Here is a 17,029-nt window from a genome sequence, read left to right on the forward strand (position 1 = left end):
GGGCGTGGAGCGCCTATAGCGGGCTTGGGGCCGGATGGCAACGCGGCGCAATCCTTCGCCGGGCGCCGCAGCGAGCCTGCCCGTCGCCTCTCGCAATCCTATAAACCGAACTCGGCTTTGAGAGTCGTGAGATCCGCGAGGAACTGATCGCGCATCTGCATCGTGTAGATTCTGAGAATGCGACCATCGTTCTGACGCGCGACGATCTTGGCCATGTCCGCCATCCTGGCTTTCCAGGTCGTGCCGTCGGTCATGACCAGCAACGCGGCATCTCGGCGTTTCGCCTCGATGATGGCGTCGAGATGGCCCAGGATGTCCGTCAACTTCGAACCGGTCGCGCCGTAGGCCTTGGCCTCGATGAGGATGAGCGGACGGGTCCGGCCGGGGATGGAGATGTCGCATTTCGCGATCTTGCCGCCGACGCCCGTGAACGTGCATCGCAGTTCGTAGGCCCCTTCCCCGAATACCTCTCTCACGATGGCTTCTGCGAAGTCTTCGAGGCCGCGCCCCCGCTTCTGCCCAGACAGGAACGCCGCCCGATCCGTTTGATAGCGCGTCACCCCGATACCGCCCTTGCCGAGCGCCTCGCGGAGAAGCGCCTCGGACTGGTCCTTCGAGAGGCCGAGGAACAGCCTGCAACACAAAAGCCCCTCGTCGAAGTGGTCGTCGAGAAGCGCAGCCACATCGGCCCGGCCGTATGCCTCCTTCACGCCGAACGCCGTCAGCTTGGCGATGACGTTGCCGGCCGTGGCATCCATCCAGTCCACATCGAGCGAACCGAGGGCTTCGGCGATCTCTTCGGCCCCCTGATCGACGACACGCATCAGCGCCCCACGATCAGATACTCATCGACGGACGCCCGCTTAACGGCGACGTGGGTGCCGAAGTGGTACCGATGAGGGCGCGTATAGACCTCGACGTTGCGCTTGTATTTCCTCAACAATATCGTCAACTGCTCCAGATCGGGAAAACCATTCGAGCTGTAGCTCATCACGATAGTCTGCCGCCTGAAGCGGGCGAACATCCGATCGAAGGCATCTTCGGACTGGGATCGATAGCTGAAAGGCGTATAGCGCTTGGCGATTTTTTTGACCTTCGTACCATCCATGATGTCGAGATCTTTCCAATAAACGGAAAGTCCTTCCACGAAGGGGTAGCGCTTGATGTAGCAATTATCATCCGCACGTGGAACGTATGGCGGATCGAGGTAGACGAGATCGATTCCTTGCGCGTCGGCGTCGAACACGTCGCATCTGAGCGCCCGGTTTTCGAAAGCGTTGGAGAAGACGGCTTCGTTGTAGACGGCGACCTGTTCGAGAAAATGCTGTTCGATGCTCAAGCGCAGATCGCGTCGGCCATCGTCGTAGCGCGCCGGATCGCCCGAGATCGTGAAGACGCCGCGCGGCTGCTTCTTGAGGCACGATCGGACGAGAGCCGAGACCGCGAGAGCACGTTGGTGATCGCATTCGAGCTTGGTCAGGTTCGCCGAAATCCGGTCCAGGAACCGCAGGTCCTCCGGACGAAAGAACACCCCCGTGAAGGTGCGCTCTATGAACGTATCGGCTCGATCGTTACGGGACAGAAGCCTATCGAGGGCGTCGGCGTCGATCCGAGACTTCGAGTTTTCGACGAGACCCTTTGCGACGGTCGCCGAGACGTTCAAGAAGTCGGTCGCGACCACCCGCCGTCCCATGGCCTTCATCAGATAGGCGACGGAGCCACTGCCGCTGAACGGATCCATCGCCGTCTCGAAGTCGAGGCCTTGGAGCACGCCATGGATCCAAGGCAGCAGCCGCTTCTTCGATCCCATGTATCGCAGCTCGGGAAAGGCCGCCGCCCTGCCCGGCAAGGACATCGCGCCGCGTTCCGCGTCGCCCGCCTTGATCTGTAGCGCGTTCGGGACCGCAACGTTCATCGATCGCGCATCTCCGACCAGAAGGGCTCGTGACCGGCGCGCCTGAACACGCCACCGTACACGCGATAGGACGGCCGGTTGCGATGTCGTCATCGCCTTTCACGCTTGTCCAAAGGCGGCGGCAGAGGGCCTCACGTCCTTCCGTCTGGATCGTCCAGCGCCGCCGACACCAGTATCTCCAGCGTCTCGGGCGTCTGGAAGTGCAGCGCGACCGGCAGCACCCGCACCCGCGCCGCGAACGCTTCGGGCAGGCGAACGCGGTCCTTCTCGGTGGTGGCGAGTTCCGCGCCGAGGCCGTCGGCCTCCGCCGCCAGCCGGGCCAGGTCGGCGTCGCGGTAGGGGTGGTGATCGGGAAAGCTGCGGGTCGCGGCGACCTCGGCGCCGGCCTCGCAGAGCGAGGCGAAGAACTTCTCCGGGCGGCCGATGCCGGCGAAGGCCAGCACGCGCCGGCCCGCGACAGCGGCGACCTCGGGCACCAGCCGGGCGCGATGCACCGGCAGGCCGTGCGCCTGCGCCTCAGCCGCCACCGCCGCGCCGGCGGGGCCCGCGCCGATCAGCACCAGGCCGCCGACATGCGGCCATTGCCGCGCCAGCGGGGCGCGCAAGGGGCCGGCGGGGACGCACAGCCCGTTGCCGACGCCGACGCCTGCGTCGACGACGGCGAGCGCGAGGTCCTTCGCCAGGCTCGGGTTCTGCAGCCCGTCGTCCATGACGACGACGTCGGCGCCCTCCGCCACGCAGAGCCGCGCGCCGGCGACGCGGTCGCGGGCGACGACCGTCGGCGCGTGGCGGGCGAGCAGCAGCGGCTCGTCGCCGACGTCGCGCCAGCCATGGCGGGCGGGATCGACGAGGACGGGCCCGGGCAGGCGGCCGCCGTAGCCGCGGCTGAGGAAGGCGGGCGTGCGCCCAAGCTCGCGCAGCAGCACGGCGAGCGCGATCGCGCTCGGGGTCTTGCCGGCACCGCCCAGGGTGAAGTTGCCCAGGCACAGGACAGGGCACTCGCCCCGCGCGCCGGGCCGGTCCATGCGGTTCCCGGCGGCGCGGCCGTAGGCGCGGCCGAGGGGCGCCAGCAGGCGCGCGGCCGGATGGTTCGCGTCGCCTTGCCAGAAGCGGGGGGCGCGCATCAGTCCTGGTGGAACGCGGCGAGCTTCATCTGCGCGATGAAGGGGTCGAGCACCGCGAGCGTCCGCTCCACCGCGCCCTCGAACGGCACCAGGGCGCGCTGTCCGGCCCGGGTCATCGCGGTGATGCGGTCGGGGGCGGCCATGAGGTCGGCGAGCGTCGCGGCCAGCTCGGCCGCGTCGGCGACCGCGGCGGCGCCGCCGCCGGCATCGAGCGCGCGGTAGACCTCGGTGAAGTTTTCCGTATGCGGGCCGTGGAGCACGGCGGCGTCGAGGCGCACCGGCTCGATCGGGTTCTGGCCGCCATGCGGCACCAGCGAGCCGCCGAGGAACACCAGCGGGCTCAGGCGGTAGAACAGGCCGAGCTCGCCGATCGTGTCGGCGACGTAGAGGTCGACCGACGGGTGCGGGCGCCCGCCGGCCGAGCGGCGCGCGCTGCGCAGCCCTTGAGCCGTCGCGCAGGCCGCCACGTCGCCACCGCGATAGGGGTGGCGCGGGGCGACGATGGTCAGGAGCCGCGGGAACCGGTCTTTCAGCGCCGCATGCGCCTCGGCCGCCGCCGCGTCCTCGCCCGGATGGGTGCTCGCTGCGACCCAGACCGGGCGGTCGCCGATCATGTCCCCGAGATAGGCCACCTGCTGCCGGTCGGCCGGCTGCACCGCGGCATCGTACTTGAGGTTCCCGGCCACGCTCACCCGCGGCGCGCCGAGGCGCACGAAGCGCTCGGCGTCGTCGCGCGTCTGCGCAAGGCAGATCGCGATCCTCGCCAGCAGCGCCTTGGCCGTGCGCGGCGCGCGCGCCCAGCCGGCGAACGACTGCTCCGACATCCGTCCGTTGACGAGCAGCAAGGGGATGGCGCGGGCATGCAGCGCCACCACGGTGTTGGGCCAGATCTCGGATTCGGCGACCAGGGCGAGGTCGGGCTGCCAATGGTCGAGGAAGCGCGCGACCCAGCGCGGCGCATCGAGGGGCATGTACTGGTGTACGGCGCCCGCCGGCAGGCGCGCGCCGATCAGGTCGGCGGCGCTGCGGGTGCCGGTGGTGACCAGCACCGAGAAGCCGCGGGCGATCATTCCCTCGACGAGGCCGACCAGCGAGAGCGACTCGCCCACCGACGCCCCGTGCATCCAGACCAGCGAGCCCACGGGCCGCGCCCGCCCGGGCAGGCCGCGGCGCTCGGCCAAGCGGGTCGGGTCCTCCTTGCCCTTGCGCGCCCGCCACGCCAGCAGGCCGGCCACCGCCGGCTCGCCGAGCCACAGGCCGCCGTGATAGGCCTTGAGGGCCAGGGTGAGCGGCGGTGCCCTCATGCCGTCACCGTCATGCCGCCTCGGCGCGGGGCGCACGCCCGAGCCAGTTGTCCCCGACGCGGTCGAGCCGCCCGACGAGGGTGTAGGCCCGGTCGTGCACCCGGTTCATCTCGGCCTCCAGGCGGACGCGCAGGGCCTCGAACGTCTCCGGGTCGGGGTCGCGCGGCACGCGGATCGCCTCGCCGAAGACCACAGCGCCGCGGCCGAACGGCAGCCCGAGGCAGGCGCGGTCCCAGCTTCCGAAGCGGATGTGCCGGCTCGTCACCACCGCCACCGGCACGATCGGCCGGCCGGAGAAGCGCGCCAGGGTGAGGATGCCGGCGTCGGCCCGGCGCGAGATCTTGGGCACGTCGGCGCTGAAGGCGACGATCTCGCCGTTCTTCAGGGCCCGCATCATCGCGCGCAGCCCCTCGGCGCCGCCCTTGGCCTTGGCGTCCTTGACCACCCGGCCGCGGGCGCCGGAGGCACGGATCACCCGCACGCCCATCCGCTCCAGGGCGATGGTGTTGATGTTGCCGTCTGGGTTCTTCGAGATGATCGTGGCGACCCGGTCCACCGGCCTCCCGGCGAAGGACACCATGATGTGCTGGCCGTGCCACATCCCGGCGACGAAGGGGGACATCGCGTCGAGCCAGGGGTCGGCGTTCGCCGGCTCCACGGTGAAGCGGTTGGTTCGGCGCACCAGCGTGAGGTAGCTGGCGGCGAGCCGTCCGAGCGCCGCCTGCACGGCCGGATGCCGGATGATGCGCTTGCCGAGGCTCATGCGACCGCCTCGGGGGTGCCGCGCGAGGGCGCGCGGCGACGCGGCGTGCGGACGGCAGGAAGGGTCGGCATGGGGAACATGTCTCGCTTTCCAAGGCTCGGCCGGGTTCGCGCGATGGCGTGGCGGCCGGAGGGAGGCAAGGTCGCCGACCGGCCTGGCGACGGGTCGGGCGTTCGGACGCGACAACGGGACAGCGCCGTCCCGCGCAGCCCGGTGGCTCTCTAGACCCGTCGTCGCAGCCTGCGCAACCGAGACCCGGAGCGGTTCGGGCCGCTTGAGCCGCGCCGCGTGTCCAAAGACACCGCGAAACCGCGCTCTTCCGGCTTGTTTGGATCGATTCCAATATGTAGATTGGAATCGATCCAGACAGGATGACGATCATGGAAGCGGTCCTCCACGGCGACACCGACGCAGCCGCACCCGGCGACGACACCCACCGCGCCTTCGTGCTGGCCTACGTGCAGCCGGGTCTCGCCGGGCTGATCGACGGATCGGTCTCGACGTTGGCGCCGATCTTCGCCGCCGCCTTCGCCACGCACAGCAACGGCGCGACCTTCCTCGTCGGGCTCGCGGCCTCCCTCGGGGCCGGGATCAGCATGGGCTTCACCGAGGCGCTCTCCGACGACGGGCGCATCACCGGGCGGGGCAGTCCGTGGATGCGCGGCCTCGTCTGCGGCGCGGCGACCGCGCTCGGGGGGCTTGGCCACACCCTGCCCTACACGATCCCGGGCCACTGGCCGAACGCCTTCGCGCTGGCCACCGGCCTCGCGGTGCTGGTGGTGGCGATCGAACTGGTGGTCATCGCCGCGATCCGCACCCGCTACATGGCGACCCCGTTCGGCCGGGCGGTGCTGCAGATCGTGCTCGGCGGCGCGCTGGTGCTGGCAGTGGGGGTGCTGATCGGCAGCGCGTGAGGCGGGTGCGCGCCCATTCCCCGCGATCGAGGCGCTCACCACTTCGTCGCAGGCTTCGGGATCGGCGAAACTGAGCCGTGCCGCCGCCGATACCTTGAGTCATGTGGTATCTTTACGGACTGACGATCCTCGCCGGGCTCGCGAATGCGGTCCAGCCGGGACAGAACGCGGCCCTGTCGAAGTCCTTCGGGCTTCCGGTCACGGCGGCGGTGGTGATCCTCTTCGTCAGCACCGGCTTCATGCTGCTGGGCGGCCTCGCCTTCGGCAAGCTCGGCGTGCCGAGCTGGCAGCAGATGGCCGAGGTGCCCTGGTGGGGCTGGCTCGGCGGCTGTCTCAGCGTCCTGCTGATCCTGGCCCAGCTCTATGCCGCCCCTTCCCTCGGGGCCGCGTCCTTCCTCGGGATCGTCGTGACGGTGGGCGTCGCCGCCTCGATCGTCCTCGACCATTACGGCTGGATCGGCTTCCAGGTCCATCCGGCGAGCCTGTGGCGTGTCCTCGGGGCGGGCCTGATGATCTTCGGCGTCGGCTTGGTGGCGCTGACCTGACGTCCGCCCCACGCCGGCCCCTCGGGCACGGCGCCTCGCTTGACGCGGCCGGCCCCAACCGCGATGCGATGGCCCGGTGTCCTTCCGCCTCGCCCACCTCACAGACCCGCATGTCGGCCCGCTGCCGCGGCCGCGCCTGCACCAGCTCTTCGGCAAGCGCGCGACGGGCTACGCGAACTGGCGCCGCGGGCGCTCGCGCAGCCACGACATGGAAACGCTGGCTGCCTTGGTCGCGGACCTGAGGCTGCAGGCGCCGGATCACGTCGCCTGCACCGGCGACCTGTGCAACATCGGCCTGCCGAGCGAGTGGGACACCGCGCGCATCTTCCTGGAGGCGCTCGGCACGCCGGAGGCGGTCAGCTTCGTGCCCGGCAACCACGACGCCTACGTGCGCGGCTCGCTCGAAGGGCTGCTCGCGGCCTGCGGCGCCTGGACCGCGGACGACGCCGGCGGAGGCGGCACGTTTCCGTACCTGCGCCGGCGCGGGCCGCTGGCGCTGGTCGGACTGTCGAGCGCGATCCCGACCGTGCCGTTCGTCGCCACCGGCCGACTCGGGCCACGCCAGATCGCGGCGGCCGAATCGTTGTTGCGGACGCTGGCGACAGACCCGTCGCGGCCGGCCCGCGTGGTGATGATCCATCATCCGCCCCATCCCGGCGGGGCGAGCCCGGGCCGCGACCTGCGCGACGCCGCCCTGTTCAGCGCGATGCTCGGCCGCGTCGGCGCCGACCTCGTCCTGCACGGGCACAACCACGTGGCGAGCGTCGCCCACCTGCCGGGACCGGACGGGCGGGCGATCCCGGTGGTCGGCGGCGCATCCGCCTCGGCCCGGCCCGGCGCGCATGCGGGCGGGCACGGCTCGGAAGCCGCGCGGCGGGCGGCCTACATCCTGTACGCGTTCTCGGAGAACGGGGGGCGCCACGTCGTGTCGGCGACGCAGCGTGGGATCGGAGCGGGCGGGACCGTGACGGACCTTGGCCCGCTGACGCTGGGCTGACGCTTCGATCGGGCGACCCGGTGCGCGAGGCGGCCGGGCCGACGCTCGGATCAGGCGGAGGCGGCGAGGAGCCCGGAGAGCCGACGGTCGCCGATGCTGGCCTCGTAGCGTTCGGCCTGGAGGCGCGTGAGGCCTGAGATCAAGGCAGTGGACCCGCGATAGACCGTATAGGTGCCGTCGTGGGTGGGCTTGACGCGAATCGTCTCGGGCATGGGGGCCATCCTGTGCTGCGTTGATCGTCTCGTGAGCCGTCGATCTGCTTCCGCGGTGATTCTCTCCTCGTGTATTGATGCTCGACGTTACCGCTTCGTCACCCTCGCGCAAGAGCAGCCAGGGGCGGATACCTAAGTAATTTTGGATACGATTGCGACGGCCCGCGCGCCTGGTGCTGCGCTGCGTCAGCGGCCGGATGGCTGCAACGAAAAAGCCCGTCGGCTTTCGCCGACGGGCCGGTGGCAGGGGCCACGTTCCCGGGTTCGAGGGTTGGTGTCCGGCGTTCGTCCCAGGGCGCTCAGGGCCGTGGGGTCGGGCGCCTAAAACCCTCCCGAAAACCTCTATCCCTGTCGGTGGACGCTCGGCGGATCGTCCTGGTCACCGGCACCGGTGTCGGCGGAATGGACGTGGGTCGGGCTTGCATGCATGGCAGACCTCCTCTTCGTCTCGATCCGGCGCCGGGGCCTCTGGAGAGGAAGCCGCGTCGCCATGAGGAGAGGCTAGACCCGTCCGGGCCGGACTGGCAAGGCCATTCTTTCGAATTCCGCAGCCGGCTCACGGCCGCCGGGATTCAGGCCCGCGCCGGGCCCCGCGGGGCGGCAGATCCAAGGATCGCGGCGCCCGCCAGCCCGGAGAGCAGGGAACCGACGAGAACCCCGAGCTTCACCTCCGTCTCGTGGGCGGCGTCGGTGAAGGCGAGCGCGCCGATGAACAGGCTCATGGTGAAGCCGATGCCGCAGAGCACCGCGACGCCGTAGACCTGGCGCCACGTCGCCCCGCCGGGCCGGTGCGCCAGCCCAAGGGAGACGGCGAGGCGCAGGGCGGCGAAGACGCCCACCTGCTTGCCGACGAACAGCCCGCCCGCGACGCCGAGCGTCACCGGGTCGAGGAGCGCCCCCGGGGACAGGCCGAGCAGGGGCACCCCGGCGTTGGCGAAGCCGAAGAGCGGCACGATCCCGAAGGCGACGAAGGGGGTGATCGCGTGCTCCAGCCGGTGCAGCGGCGAGGTCGCGTCCTCCGGCCGGCCCGGGCTCGGGCGGATCGGGATGGTCATCGCCAGGAGCACGCCGGCCACCGTGGCGTGGACCCCGGAGCGCAGCACCAGCACCCAGAGCACGAGGCCGAGCAACAGGTAGGGCGTGAGCGCGGCGACGCCGGCGCGGTTCAGGCCGACGAGGATCGCCAGCACCAAGGCGGCGAGGCCGAGCATCGTCGGGTCGAGGCCGCCGGTGTAGACCAGCGCGATAATCACCACGGCGCCGAGGTCGTCGACGATCGCCACCGCGCTGAGCAGGATCTTCAGCGACACCGGCACGCGCTTACCCAGCAGCGCCAGGACGCCCAGCGCGAAGGCGATGTCGGTGGCCGCCGGGATCGCCCAGCCCCGCGCCGTCCCGGTGCCCGCGTTGAAGGCGAGGTAGACAAGGGCCGGCACCGCCATGCCGCCGATCGCCGCGATGCCGGGCAGCGCCCGGTCGGGCCAGGTCCGCAGGCGGCCGTCCAGGGCCTCGCGCTTGATCTCCAGGCCGACGAGCAGAAAGAACACCGCCATCAGGCCGTCGTTGATCCAGTGCTGCACGCTCAACGGACCGAGCGGTGCGTGCAGCGCGTGGGCGTAGGTCTCGGCGAGGCCGGTGTTGGCGACGACGAGCGCGCAGGCGGCGGCCGCCATCAGCACGAGGCCTCCGGCCGCCTCGCTGGCGAGCGCGTTACGGATCGCGGAAAGGGGGCGCGGCTTCGTCATGGCGCCGGGGGTGCCCGGCTTTGCGCCCGCGGGCAACCCTTCGCACCCTCCCTCGCGCTCGCCTTCGCCCTCGCGGGCGACCCCGCCGGTGGCGATCCCGGCCCGGGCCGGCTATGCCAGAACGGATGACGCAAGGACGCGCGATGACCGCAACGACGACACCGGAGCATCCGGCCCTGCACCGAAAGGCGGTCGGCGCCGTGGTCCTCGGCAACGCGCTCGAATTCTACGACTTCACGCTCTACGTTTTCTTCGCCGTTCCGATCGGCGCGGCGTTCTTCCCCTCCGCCAACGCCACCGACAGCCTGCTCGCCTCGCTCGCCCTGTTCGGCATCGGCTACGTGATGCGGCCGATCGGCGGCATCGTCATCGGCGCCTTCGCCGACCGGGCGGGCCGAAAGCCCGCCATGCTCATCACCATCGCGCTGATGGCGGTCGGCATGCTGATGCTGGCGCTGGCGCCCTCTTACGCGACGCTGGGGGGTTGGGCGCAGGTCATCGTCATCGTCGGGCGGCTGATCCAGGGGCTCGCGCTGGGCGGCGAGGTCGGCCCCTCCACCGCCTACCTGCTGGAGGCGGCGCCGCCGAAGCACCGCGGCTTCGTGGCGAGCTGGCAGATCGCCAGCCAGGGCTGCGCCGCGCTGTTCGCCGGCGTCGTCGCCACCGCGCTCACGTTCTTCCTCGGCGAGGCGGCGATGGCGGAGTGGGGCTGGCGCATCATGTTCCTGCTCGGCGTCGGCGTCGTCCCGGTCGGCCTCGTCATCCGCAGCCACCTGCCCGAGACGGCGGGCGAGGGCGAAGACCCGGCGGCGGCGGCCTCCACCGGCGCGGTGGTAATGCGGCTGCTGCGCGAGCACGGGCGCCTGCTGCTCCTGACCTTCGTGGTCATCGCCGCCTCGACGGTCTCGAACGCCATCGGCACCAACATGCCGGTCTACGCCCGCGCCACCCTCGGCCTCACCGAGACCGTCTCGACCGCGGTGCCGATCGCACTCGGCCTCGCCTCGGTGGTGTTCCCGCTGCTGGGCGGCTGGCTCGCCGACCGCTTCGGCCGGCGGCCGGTGCTGGTCTGGCCCCGCGCCGCGATCGTGGTGCTGGCCGTGCCCACCTTCTGGTGGCTGGCGCAGTCGCCGACCGCGGCCTCGGTCTACGCGGTGACGTTCCTGATGTCGGCCCTGTCCTCGATCAACGCGGCGGCAATCATCGTCGCGATCCCCGAATCGCTGCCGCGGGCGGTGCGCAGCGCCGGGCTGTCGATCGTCTACGCCTTCTCGGTGTCGATCTTCGGCGGCAGCACGAACTACGTCGTCAACAAGCTGATTGCGATCACCGGCGACCCGCTGGCGCCCGCCTACTACCTCGTCGGCTTCAGCGTGCTCGGCACGATCGCCGCCTGGATGATGCACGAGACCCGCGGGCGCGACCTCGACGCCGACACGGAGGCGTAAGGAGACCGCGGCGCGGACAAGACCATTTTCCTGACGCGCACCGGCATCCGCCGCGGGCGATAAACGCTCAGTGCAGGTTCGAGCCGTCCTGCGCGGTCTCGGATACGCGTGCGAGCTCGCGCCCGATCTCGTGCAGCGCGACCTCGACCGCCGCCAAGGCGCAGGTGCCGCCGTCCTGCATGATCAGCGCGTGCGCCGTGATCAGGTGGTCGGCGACCAGCTCCAGGACCGAGCGCGGCTCGGATTCCGCCACCGGCGACGGACGGCTGAAGCGACCGAGCGCACCGCTCGCGGTGCCCTTCGGCGGGGGGGCCGCGAGCAGGCTGATCGAGCCGAGGAATCCGAGGAAGGTCCGCTCCGGCGGCCCGAAGGACGGCACCGCGCCGGCCGCGACCCAGATCGCCCGCCCGTCCGGCGAGAGCAGGCGGTAGCGCACGGTGAACTCGCTCCGCGCGACGGTCGCCTCGGCCACCACGGTGCCCACGATCGCGAGGTCGTCCGGATGGATGACCTTGCTCCAGCCACGTTGGGAGACGTCTTCAAGCTGTTGACCAGTCAGAACCGTCCATTCCTGACTGAGATAGACCATCTTTCCTACGGCATCCGTGACGAAGATCATGGCCCAACCTCGGCTATAGCCAGGCTATGCCGCAGACTTACGCGTCAGGCAATCGGACATCGCTGCGATTCGTCTGCCGGACCCGGACTTCGCGTCTCGTTCCAAGGTGTTATGGACGTCGGCAGGGCGCGTGGACATCGGTGCCTGCGAACGTGGTCACCGGTTCCTCGACCGGTTCGGGACGTGACGCCAGGTTCCGGACATGCCGCCGTGTGCAGAACATGCCGCCGGGTTCAGGGCGTGGACCGGTTCATGACGTGCGGCCGAGCGCGGCGCGGATCAGCGCCAGCCCGTCCGGGCTCGACCATTCGGCCGGCCCCTTCATCACTCCGATCGTGCAGCCGGCGGGGTCGACGAGCAGCGTCGTCGGCAGGCCGGGCGAGCCGGTGTCGCGCTGCACCGCCGGCAGGACGCGCCCGCCCGGGTCGGCATAGTAGGCCAGGCGCGCGATGCCGTTGTCCCGCATCCAGACCGGCGGCTTGTCGAGGTTGCGCGTATCGAGGTTGATCGCGACGACGGCGAAGTCCTTGCCCCCGAGGGCGGCCTCGAGCCGGTCGAGGGCCGGCATCTCGGCCTTGCACGGCGCGCACCACGTCGCCCACAGGTTCACGAGGACGAGACGGCCGCGGAAGTCCGAAAGCCGCACGTCCGCCTGGGCTCCTTCGCCCCCCACCTCCTTGCCCGGGCCCTTGAACGCGATGTCCGGCGCCTGTCGCGCCTTCTCGGGCGCCTGCATCGCCGCCACGTCGCCGCGGGCGGCGGCGTCGACCCGCGCCACGGCGGCGGCCGAGGCGGCGCAGGGCGCCGGGGCGTTGCCCGGCCCCGCACCGGTCCCGTATAGGGCGAGGCCGGCGGCCAACGCGGTGACGAGGCCGGCGCCGACCGCGGCGCCCATCAATCGTCCAGGCATCATCGTTGCGTCCCTAAGAGCATTTCGAGCGCGGTGGATGCCGGCTCGCGTCAAGGAAATGCCACCACACGAAACGCTCTTGCGCGAGCGGAAGGATCGGGAAGACCATGAGCAACCGGATGTGGGGCGGACGCTTCGCGAGCGGCCCCGCCGAGATCATGGAGGAGATCAACGCCTCCATCGGATTCGACAAGCGCCTCGCGCCCCAGGACATCCGCGGCTCGCTGGCGCACGTCGCGATGCTGGGCGCCCAAGGCATCCTGCCGGCCGACGATGTGGCGGCCATTCAAGACGGACTCAAGGCGGTCCATTCCGAGATCGAGGCCGGCACCTTCGTGTTCCGGCGTGAGCTCGAGGACATCCACATGTCGGTGGAGAGCCGGCTCACCGAGATCGTCGGCCCGTCGGCCGGGCGCCTGCACACCGCGCGCTCGCGCAACGACCAGGTCGCCACCGATATGAAGCTGTGGGTGCGCGACACCCTCGACAACCTCGACGCGCAGGCCGCCGGGCTGCAGCAGGCGCTGGCCGAGAAGGCGTTGGCGCATGCCGGCACCGTGATGCCGGGATTCACCCACCTGCAATCGGCCCAGCCGGTCACCTTCGGGCACCATTGCCTCGCCTACGTCGAGATGCTGGCGCGCGACCGCGGCCGCTTCCGCGACGCGCGCGCCCGGCTCAACGAGTGCCCGCTGGGGGCCGCCGCCCTCGCCGGCACCTCGTTCCCGATCGACCGGCACGCCACGGCCGCGGCGCTGGGCTTCGACCGCCCGACGGCGAACTCGCTCGACTCCGTCGCCGACCGCGACTTCGCCCTGGAATCGCTCTCGGCCGCCTCGATCTGCGCGATCCACCTGTCGCGCTTCGCCGAGGAGCTGGTGGTGTGGACCTCGGCGCAGTTCGACTTCGTCAGGCTGTCGGACGGCTATACCACCGGCTCCTCGATCATGCCGCAGAAGCGCAACCCCGACGCGGCGGAGCTGGTGCGGGCCAAGAGCGGGCGCATCGTCGGCGCCCTGATGGGCTTGCTCACCGTGATGAAGGGCCTGCCGCTGGCCTATTCGAAGGACATGCAGGAGGACAAGGAAGGCACCTTCGACGCGCTGCAGGCGCTGTCGCTGTGCCTTGCCGCGATGACCGGCATGGTCCGCGACCTCGAGCCGAACGCGGGCGTGCTCGCCCGCGCCGCCGGCTCCGGCTACAGCACCGCGACGGACCTCGCCGACTGGCTGGTGCGGGAGCTCGGCCTGCCGTTCCGGCAGGCGCACCACGTCACCGGCCGCCTCGTCGGCGTCGCCTCGGGCAAGGGCGTCGGGCTGGAGGCGCTGTCGCTGCCCGAGATGCAGGAGGCCGAGCCGCGGATCACGCAAGCCGTCTACGCGGTGCTGGGCGTCGAGAACTCGGTGGCGAGCCGGGTCAGCTTCGGCGGCACCGCGCCGGCCAACGTCCGCGCGCAGGCCGAGGGCTGGCTCGCACGGCTCGCGGAGCCGGTTGCCTGAAAATGGTGCAGAGCAACCGAAAGCCGGGTTCGTGCGTTCACGGTCCAGCTAGGTAAGCTCTGCTACACCGGCGCGAGCGCATCGGAGACCGCAGCATGCCCGTCGAGAGTTGGACGAAGCCGGAGGAGACTCCGGCGCTCGCCGCCACCGCCACCGCGATGATCGATGCGGCGCTCGTCGGCTCCGGCCTGTCGCGCGACGCCTACTGGGCCGCCGTGCGCAAGGGCTACAACACGCCCTACAACGATCCGCAGCCCAAACCCGCGCCTGCCCCGACTGCGCCGCCCCCCCCGGTGCGGATCGACCTCGACGAGGTTCCGGCTCTGCCGGTGGCGGCGATGGCGGCCCAGAACGCCGCCACCGAGATCCACGCCGGCTGACGGCGGCAGGTCGCCGGCATGCAGGTCGCCGCCATCTTGCCCAACCGTCGCCCAAGCTTCATGACTTCCTGAGGCCGGTGCCGGCTTCGCACCGGCCGAGGCTTCGGCGTGCGGGCCGCGCCGACACGCTGACCGGGACGTGATGATGCGATTTGCCCTTTGCCTGCTTCCGTTCGGCGCCCTCGCGCTGGCGGCCCTCCTGCCTGCCGGCGGTGGCCGGACCCTCGGGATCGCCTCCGCCTCCGCGCAGGAGGCCGAAGCCCCCGAGGCAGCCACGCCGAGCCGCCGCCGTCGAGGCGGCCGCGATCGGACGGCCAAGGCGACGCCGGGCAAGGCTGCGCCGACGCCGCCCGGCATGCAGCAGGCGACGCCGGTGGCGATCTTCGGCGATTGGAACGTGTTCGCCAGCGGCCAGGGAAGGACCCGCCTGTGCTATGCGATCGCGCAGCCGCAGACCCGCTCGCCCGCCACTCTCAAGCGCGACACCGCCTACCTCTTCGTCACCGTGCGCAAGGGCGAGAACGTCCAGAACGAGATCGCGGTGATGCTGGGCTTTCCCTCCAAGCCCGCCGCGGCGCAGGCCAAGCCCGGTGCGGCAGCCGCCCCCACCGACCCGGCGATCACCCTGGGCAGCGCCCGCTACGGGCTCGTGGTCAAGGACGGCAACGCCTGGCTGCAGAACCCTTCCGAGGAAACCCGCGTCGTCACCGAGATGAGCGGCCGGGTGCCCAAGCTCCTGGTCAAGACCGTCTCGATGCGCGGCAAGCCGACCAGCGACGAGTACGCGCTGGCCGGCTTCGGCGAGGCGATGAAGCGCACGCGCGAGGAGTGCAAGTAGGAGCGGGACCCGGCTTGCCGGCGCCCGTGCCGTCATGCCTGCCTGATCCCGGTGCGTCGGGTGCGGCCCCCCTCTCCCCGCGGGCGGGGAGAGGCCTGCAGGCACCTCGTCGTGCCTGCAGGAAGCGGAGGCGAAGCCGAAGCGGCGGTGAGGGGGAGTCGACGAAGGAGGCTCGTCTGTCGATTCCCCCTCACCGCCGGCTGCCGCATCGCTTCGCCGACGAAGACGTCGGAAGATCTCTCTCCCCGCGTGCGGGGTGAGGGGTGCGCGGCAACCTCAAGGATCGCGTGTCTTCGGGGGTGAAAAAACCCGGTCCCTTAGACGGCGGCCAGCCTCCCGCCGCCCTGCCCTAACCCCGCCGCCGTCCGCGTGGTGCGGGCCCGGAAGCGCTCGCGGGCGGCGCGGGCTGCCTGCTCGGTGCTGCGGAAGACCGTGCCGTCGAGGTCGTCGAAGGCACGGGCCGAGGAGAAGAAGCGCACGCCGCCGGGCTCAGGTACGGCGATGCCGGCGGCGATCTCGCCGACTTCGATGATCCGGGTCGGCGGCGGCTCCGCGTGCAGGCGGTTGCGGGCGCGTTGGGCCAAATGGTCGGCGAAAAGATCGTGCGGCGGCGCGGCCTGCGCGGCCGGATGAAGCTGAGGCATGGAATTCTCCCGGGGCCGTTCGTGGGCCGGCGTTGCAGGGCGGTCGGATCGTCCGTCGGCGCGTGCGTCAGCCGCGACAGCGACGGCGGGGCATCGCACCCTGCAGGGGGAGAGCGGACTTCGAAGCGTATCGGATCACGAAAAAGCCCTCCTGACGATGAAGGACCGCCGGACGGCGTTGTCCGGCAGTGCTTTAGCGTTTGATGACGCGGCGCAAGCGAGGCTCTTCAAATCACCGCGGCCGGCGATGCTTGGCATCGCCCTGTCTGACTAAGATGGACATTGCAGGCCTCCGCGTCAAAGGAAGCCGTTTCCGTTTTTCCGAAGGTTTCGGGCAAAAAACGCGCGTCGCCGCCCGCACCGGCAGCCCGATCCTGCCTCAGGCCTGCGCGGAGGTCGCAGCAAGGGTCTCGGCCGGAAGCGCGGCCAGGAGCGCGGAGAGGTCGCGGTGGTCGCGGTAGACCCGGGCGGCGCCGGCCGCCAGCAGGTCGGCGCCGTCGCGGTCGTGGCCCCAATGGCCGCCGCCGGCGAAGCCCAGCACCCGCATCCCGGCGGCCCGCGCTGCGGTGACGCCGGGCACGCTGTCCTCGATGACCAGGCAGGCGTCGGGGGAGAACCCCATCCGCGCGGCGGCGTGCAGGAACAGGTCGGGGAACGGCTTTCCGCGGGCGACCTCGACAGCCGAGTAGATCCGCCCCTCGAACAGCGGCAGCAGGCCGGTGAGGCCGAGCGAGTGGCGCAGCCGCACGGGATCGCTGCTCGAGGCGACGCAGGTCGGCAGCGACAGGGCCGCGACGGCGTCGGCGATCCCGGCCATGGCCTGTAGCTCCGCGTCGAAGATCGCCAGGGTCTCGGCCTTCACCGCCGCGACGAAGCCCTCGGGAGCCGTCACGCCGTAGTCGCGTTCGACGTGGCCCATGATCGAGGTCATGGAGGTGCCGGCGAAGCGCGCCCGCACGGTCTCGACGTCGATGGCGACGCCGATGCGGTTGAGCCCGGCGGTGAGGCAGGCGAGGCTCAGGGGCTCGCTGTCGACCAGAACGCCGTCGCAATCGAAGATCACGAGGGCCGGCGCCGGGGCCTGTAGGCTTATGCTCACGGAAGGTCGGTTCCTGTCGCCGGGATCACCCCTGTGGCACGGCGGGCGCGGGCGCGGCAACCGCTTGCGCGGC

Annotated in this window: 17 protein-coding genes and 1 pseudogene; 7 read left to right on the forward strand and 11 right to left on the reverse strand. The window is 71.1% G+C overall.

The window, feature by feature from the left end; all coding sequences use genetic code 11:
- Window positions 1-98: 98 nt before the first annotated feature.
- The 5 genes from MFF13_RS05010 to MFF13_RS05030 all read right to left on the reverse strand — a co-directional run bounded on the left by MFF13_RS05010 (window position 99) and on the right by MFF13_RS05030 (window position 5,106).
- Window positions 99-824 (reverse strand): hypothetical protein, encoded by a 726-nt coding sequence (locus MFF13_RS05010; RefSeq protein WP_147827982.1) that lies wholly within the window; start codon window positions 822-824, stop codon window positions 99-101.
- Window positions 824-1,915, reverse strand: a complete 1,092-nt coding sequence (locus tag MFF13_RS05015) for a DNA adenine methylase (RefSeq protein ID WP_238271124.1) — start codon at window positions 1,913-1,915, stop codon at window positions 824-826. The genes MFF13_RS05010 and MFF13_RS05015 overlap by 1 nt, the downstream gene beginning before the upstream one ends.
- A 131-nt stretch (window positions 1,916-2,046) precedes the next feature.
- Window positions 2,047-3,039 carry a tetraacyldisaccharide 4'-kinase gene (gene lpxK / locus MFF13_RS05020; protein ID WP_147827981.1) on the reverse strand — a complete coding sequence of 331 codons (993 nt, stop codon included), beginning with the start codon at window positions 3,037-3,039 and terminating at the stop codon, window positions 2,047-2,049.
- Window positions 3,039-4,343, reverse strand: coding sequence for a 3-deoxy-D-manno-octulosonic acid transferase (locus MFF13_RS05025; RefSeq protein ID WP_147762462.1), 1,305 nt, complete (start codon window positions 4,341-4,343; stop codon window positions 3,039-3,041). The genes lpxK and MFF13_RS05025 overlap by 1 nt, the downstream gene beginning before the upstream one ends.
- A 10-nt stretch (window positions 4,344-4,353) precedes the next feature.
- Window positions 4,354-5,106, reverse strand: coding sequence for a lysophospholipid acyltransferase family protein (locus MFF13_RS05030; protein WP_147762461.1), 753 nt, complete (start codon window positions 5,104-5,106; stop codon window positions 4,354-4,356).
- A 431-nt stretch (window positions 5,107-5,537) separates the two neighbouring features.
- Here MFF13_RS05030 and MFF13_RS05035 point away from each other — a divergent pair.
- From MFF13_RS05035 to MFF13_RS05045, 3 genes and pseudogenes are all read left to right on the forward strand, one after another.
- Window positions 5,538-6,020, forward strand: a pseudogene (locus MFF13_RS05035) (VIT1/CCC1 transporter family protein); the annotation flags it as partial.
- A 101-nt stretch (window positions 6,021-6,121) separates the two neighbouring features.
- On the forward strand, window positions 6,122-6,565 hold the full coding sequence (locus MFF13_RS05040; protein ID WP_147750696.1) for a DMT family transporter: 444 nt from the start codon (window positions 6,122-6,124) through the stop codon (window positions 6,563-6,565).
- 76 nt (window positions 6,566-6,641) lie between these two features.
- Window positions 6,642-7,562: a metallophosphoesterase family protein gene (locus tag MFF13_RS05045; protein WP_147762459.1), complete on the forward strand. Its 921-nt coding sequence runs from the start codon at window positions 6,642-6,644 to the stop codon at window positions 7,560-7,562.
- Window positions 7,563-7,612: 50 nt separating this feature from the next.
- Here the strand turns inward: MFF13_RS05045 and MFF13_RS05050 are convergent, their stop codons facing one another.
- Window positions 7,613-7,774 carry a hypothetical protein gene (locus MFF13_RS05050; protein WP_187273555.1) on the reverse strand — a complete coding sequence of 54 codons (162 nt, stop codon included), beginning with the start codon at window positions 7,772-7,774 and terminating at the stop codon, window positions 7,613-7,615.
- A 572-nt stretch (window positions 7,775-8,346) separates the two neighbouring features.
- Window positions 8,347-9,519, reverse strand: a complete 1,173-nt coding sequence (gene nhaA, locus MFF13_RS05055) for a Na+/H+ antiporter NhaA (protein ID WP_147762497.1) — start codon at window positions 9,517-9,519, stop codon at window positions 8,347-8,349.
- Window positions 9,520-9,662: 143 nt separating this feature from the next.
- Here nhaA and MFF13_RS05060 point away from each other — a divergent pair, with 143 nt between their 5' ends.
- Window positions 9,663-10,967: an MFS transporter gene (locus MFF13_RS05060; protein ID WP_147827980.1), complete on the forward strand. Its 1,305-nt coding sequence runs from the start codon at window positions 9,663-9,665 to the stop codon at window positions 10,965-10,967.
- A gap of 67 nt (window positions 10,968-11,034) precedes the next feature.
- Here MFF13_RS05060 and MFF13_RS05065 read toward each other — a convergent pair whose 3' ends face one another.
- Together MFF13_RS05065 and MFF13_RS05070 are read right to left on the reverse strand one after the other, a co-directional pair.
- Window positions 11,035-11,586 (reverse strand): PAS domain-containing protein, encoded by a 552-nt coding sequence (locus tag MFF13_RS05065; RefSeq protein ID WP_147750693.1) that lies wholly within the window; start codon window positions 11,584-11,586, stop codon window positions 11,035-11,037.
- 250 nt (window positions 11,587-11,836) lie between these two features.
- Window positions 11,837-12,496: a TlpA disulfide reductase family protein gene (locus MFF13_RS05070; RefSeq protein WP_147762496.1), complete on the reverse strand. Its 660-nt coding sequence runs from the start codon at window positions 12,494-12,496 to the stop codon at window positions 11,837-11,839.
- Window positions 12,497-12,603: 107 nt separating this feature from the next.
- Between MFF13_RS05070 and argH the strand changes: the two genes are divergently transcribed.
- From argH to MFF13_RS05085, 3 genes are all read left to right on the forward strand, one after another.
- Complete coding sequence (gene argH, locus MFF13_RS05075; protein WP_238271126.1) at window positions 12,604-13,995, forward strand: argininosuccinate lyase; 1,392 nt, start codon at window positions 12,604-12,606, stop codon at window positions 13,993-13,995.
- Window positions 13,996-14,090: 95 nt separating this feature from the next.
- Window positions 14,091-14,375, forward strand: a complete 285-nt coding sequence (locus tag MFF13_RS05080) for a hypothetical protein (RefSeq protein WP_147752434.1) — start codon at window positions 14,091-14,093, stop codon at window positions 14,373-14,375.
- A 142-nt stretch (window positions 14,376-14,517) separates the two neighbouring features.
- Window positions 14,518-15,213, forward strand: coding sequence for an invasion associated locus b family protein (locus MFF13_RS05085; protein ID WP_147752433.1), 696 nt, complete (start codon window positions 14,518-14,520; stop codon window positions 15,211-15,213).
- Between the two features lie 317 nt (window positions 15,214-15,530).
- Here MFF13_RS05085 and MFF13_RS05090 read toward each other — a convergent pair whose 3' ends face one another.
- The gene (locus MFF13_RS05090; protein WP_238271128.1) at window positions 15,531-15,857 is read right to left on the reverse strand and encodes a hypothetical protein; all 327 of its coding nucleotides are present in this window, start codon (window positions 15,855-15,857) and stop codon (window positions 15,531-15,533) included.
- Window positions 15,858-16,236: 379 nt separating this feature from the next.
- Entirely contained in the window at window positions 16,237-16,956 is a 720-nt protein-coding gene (locus tag MFF13_RS05095; protein ID WP_238271130.1) for an HAD family hydrolase, read from the reverse strand.
- Between the last annotated feature and the right edge of the window lie 73 nt (window positions 16,957-17,029).

The sequence above is a fragment of the Methylobacterium cerastii genome (assembly GCF_022179125.1).
Taxonomy (GTDB): Bacteria; Pseudomonadota; Alphaproteobacteria; order Rhizobiales; family Beijerinckiaceae; genus Methylobacterium; species Methylobacterium cerastii.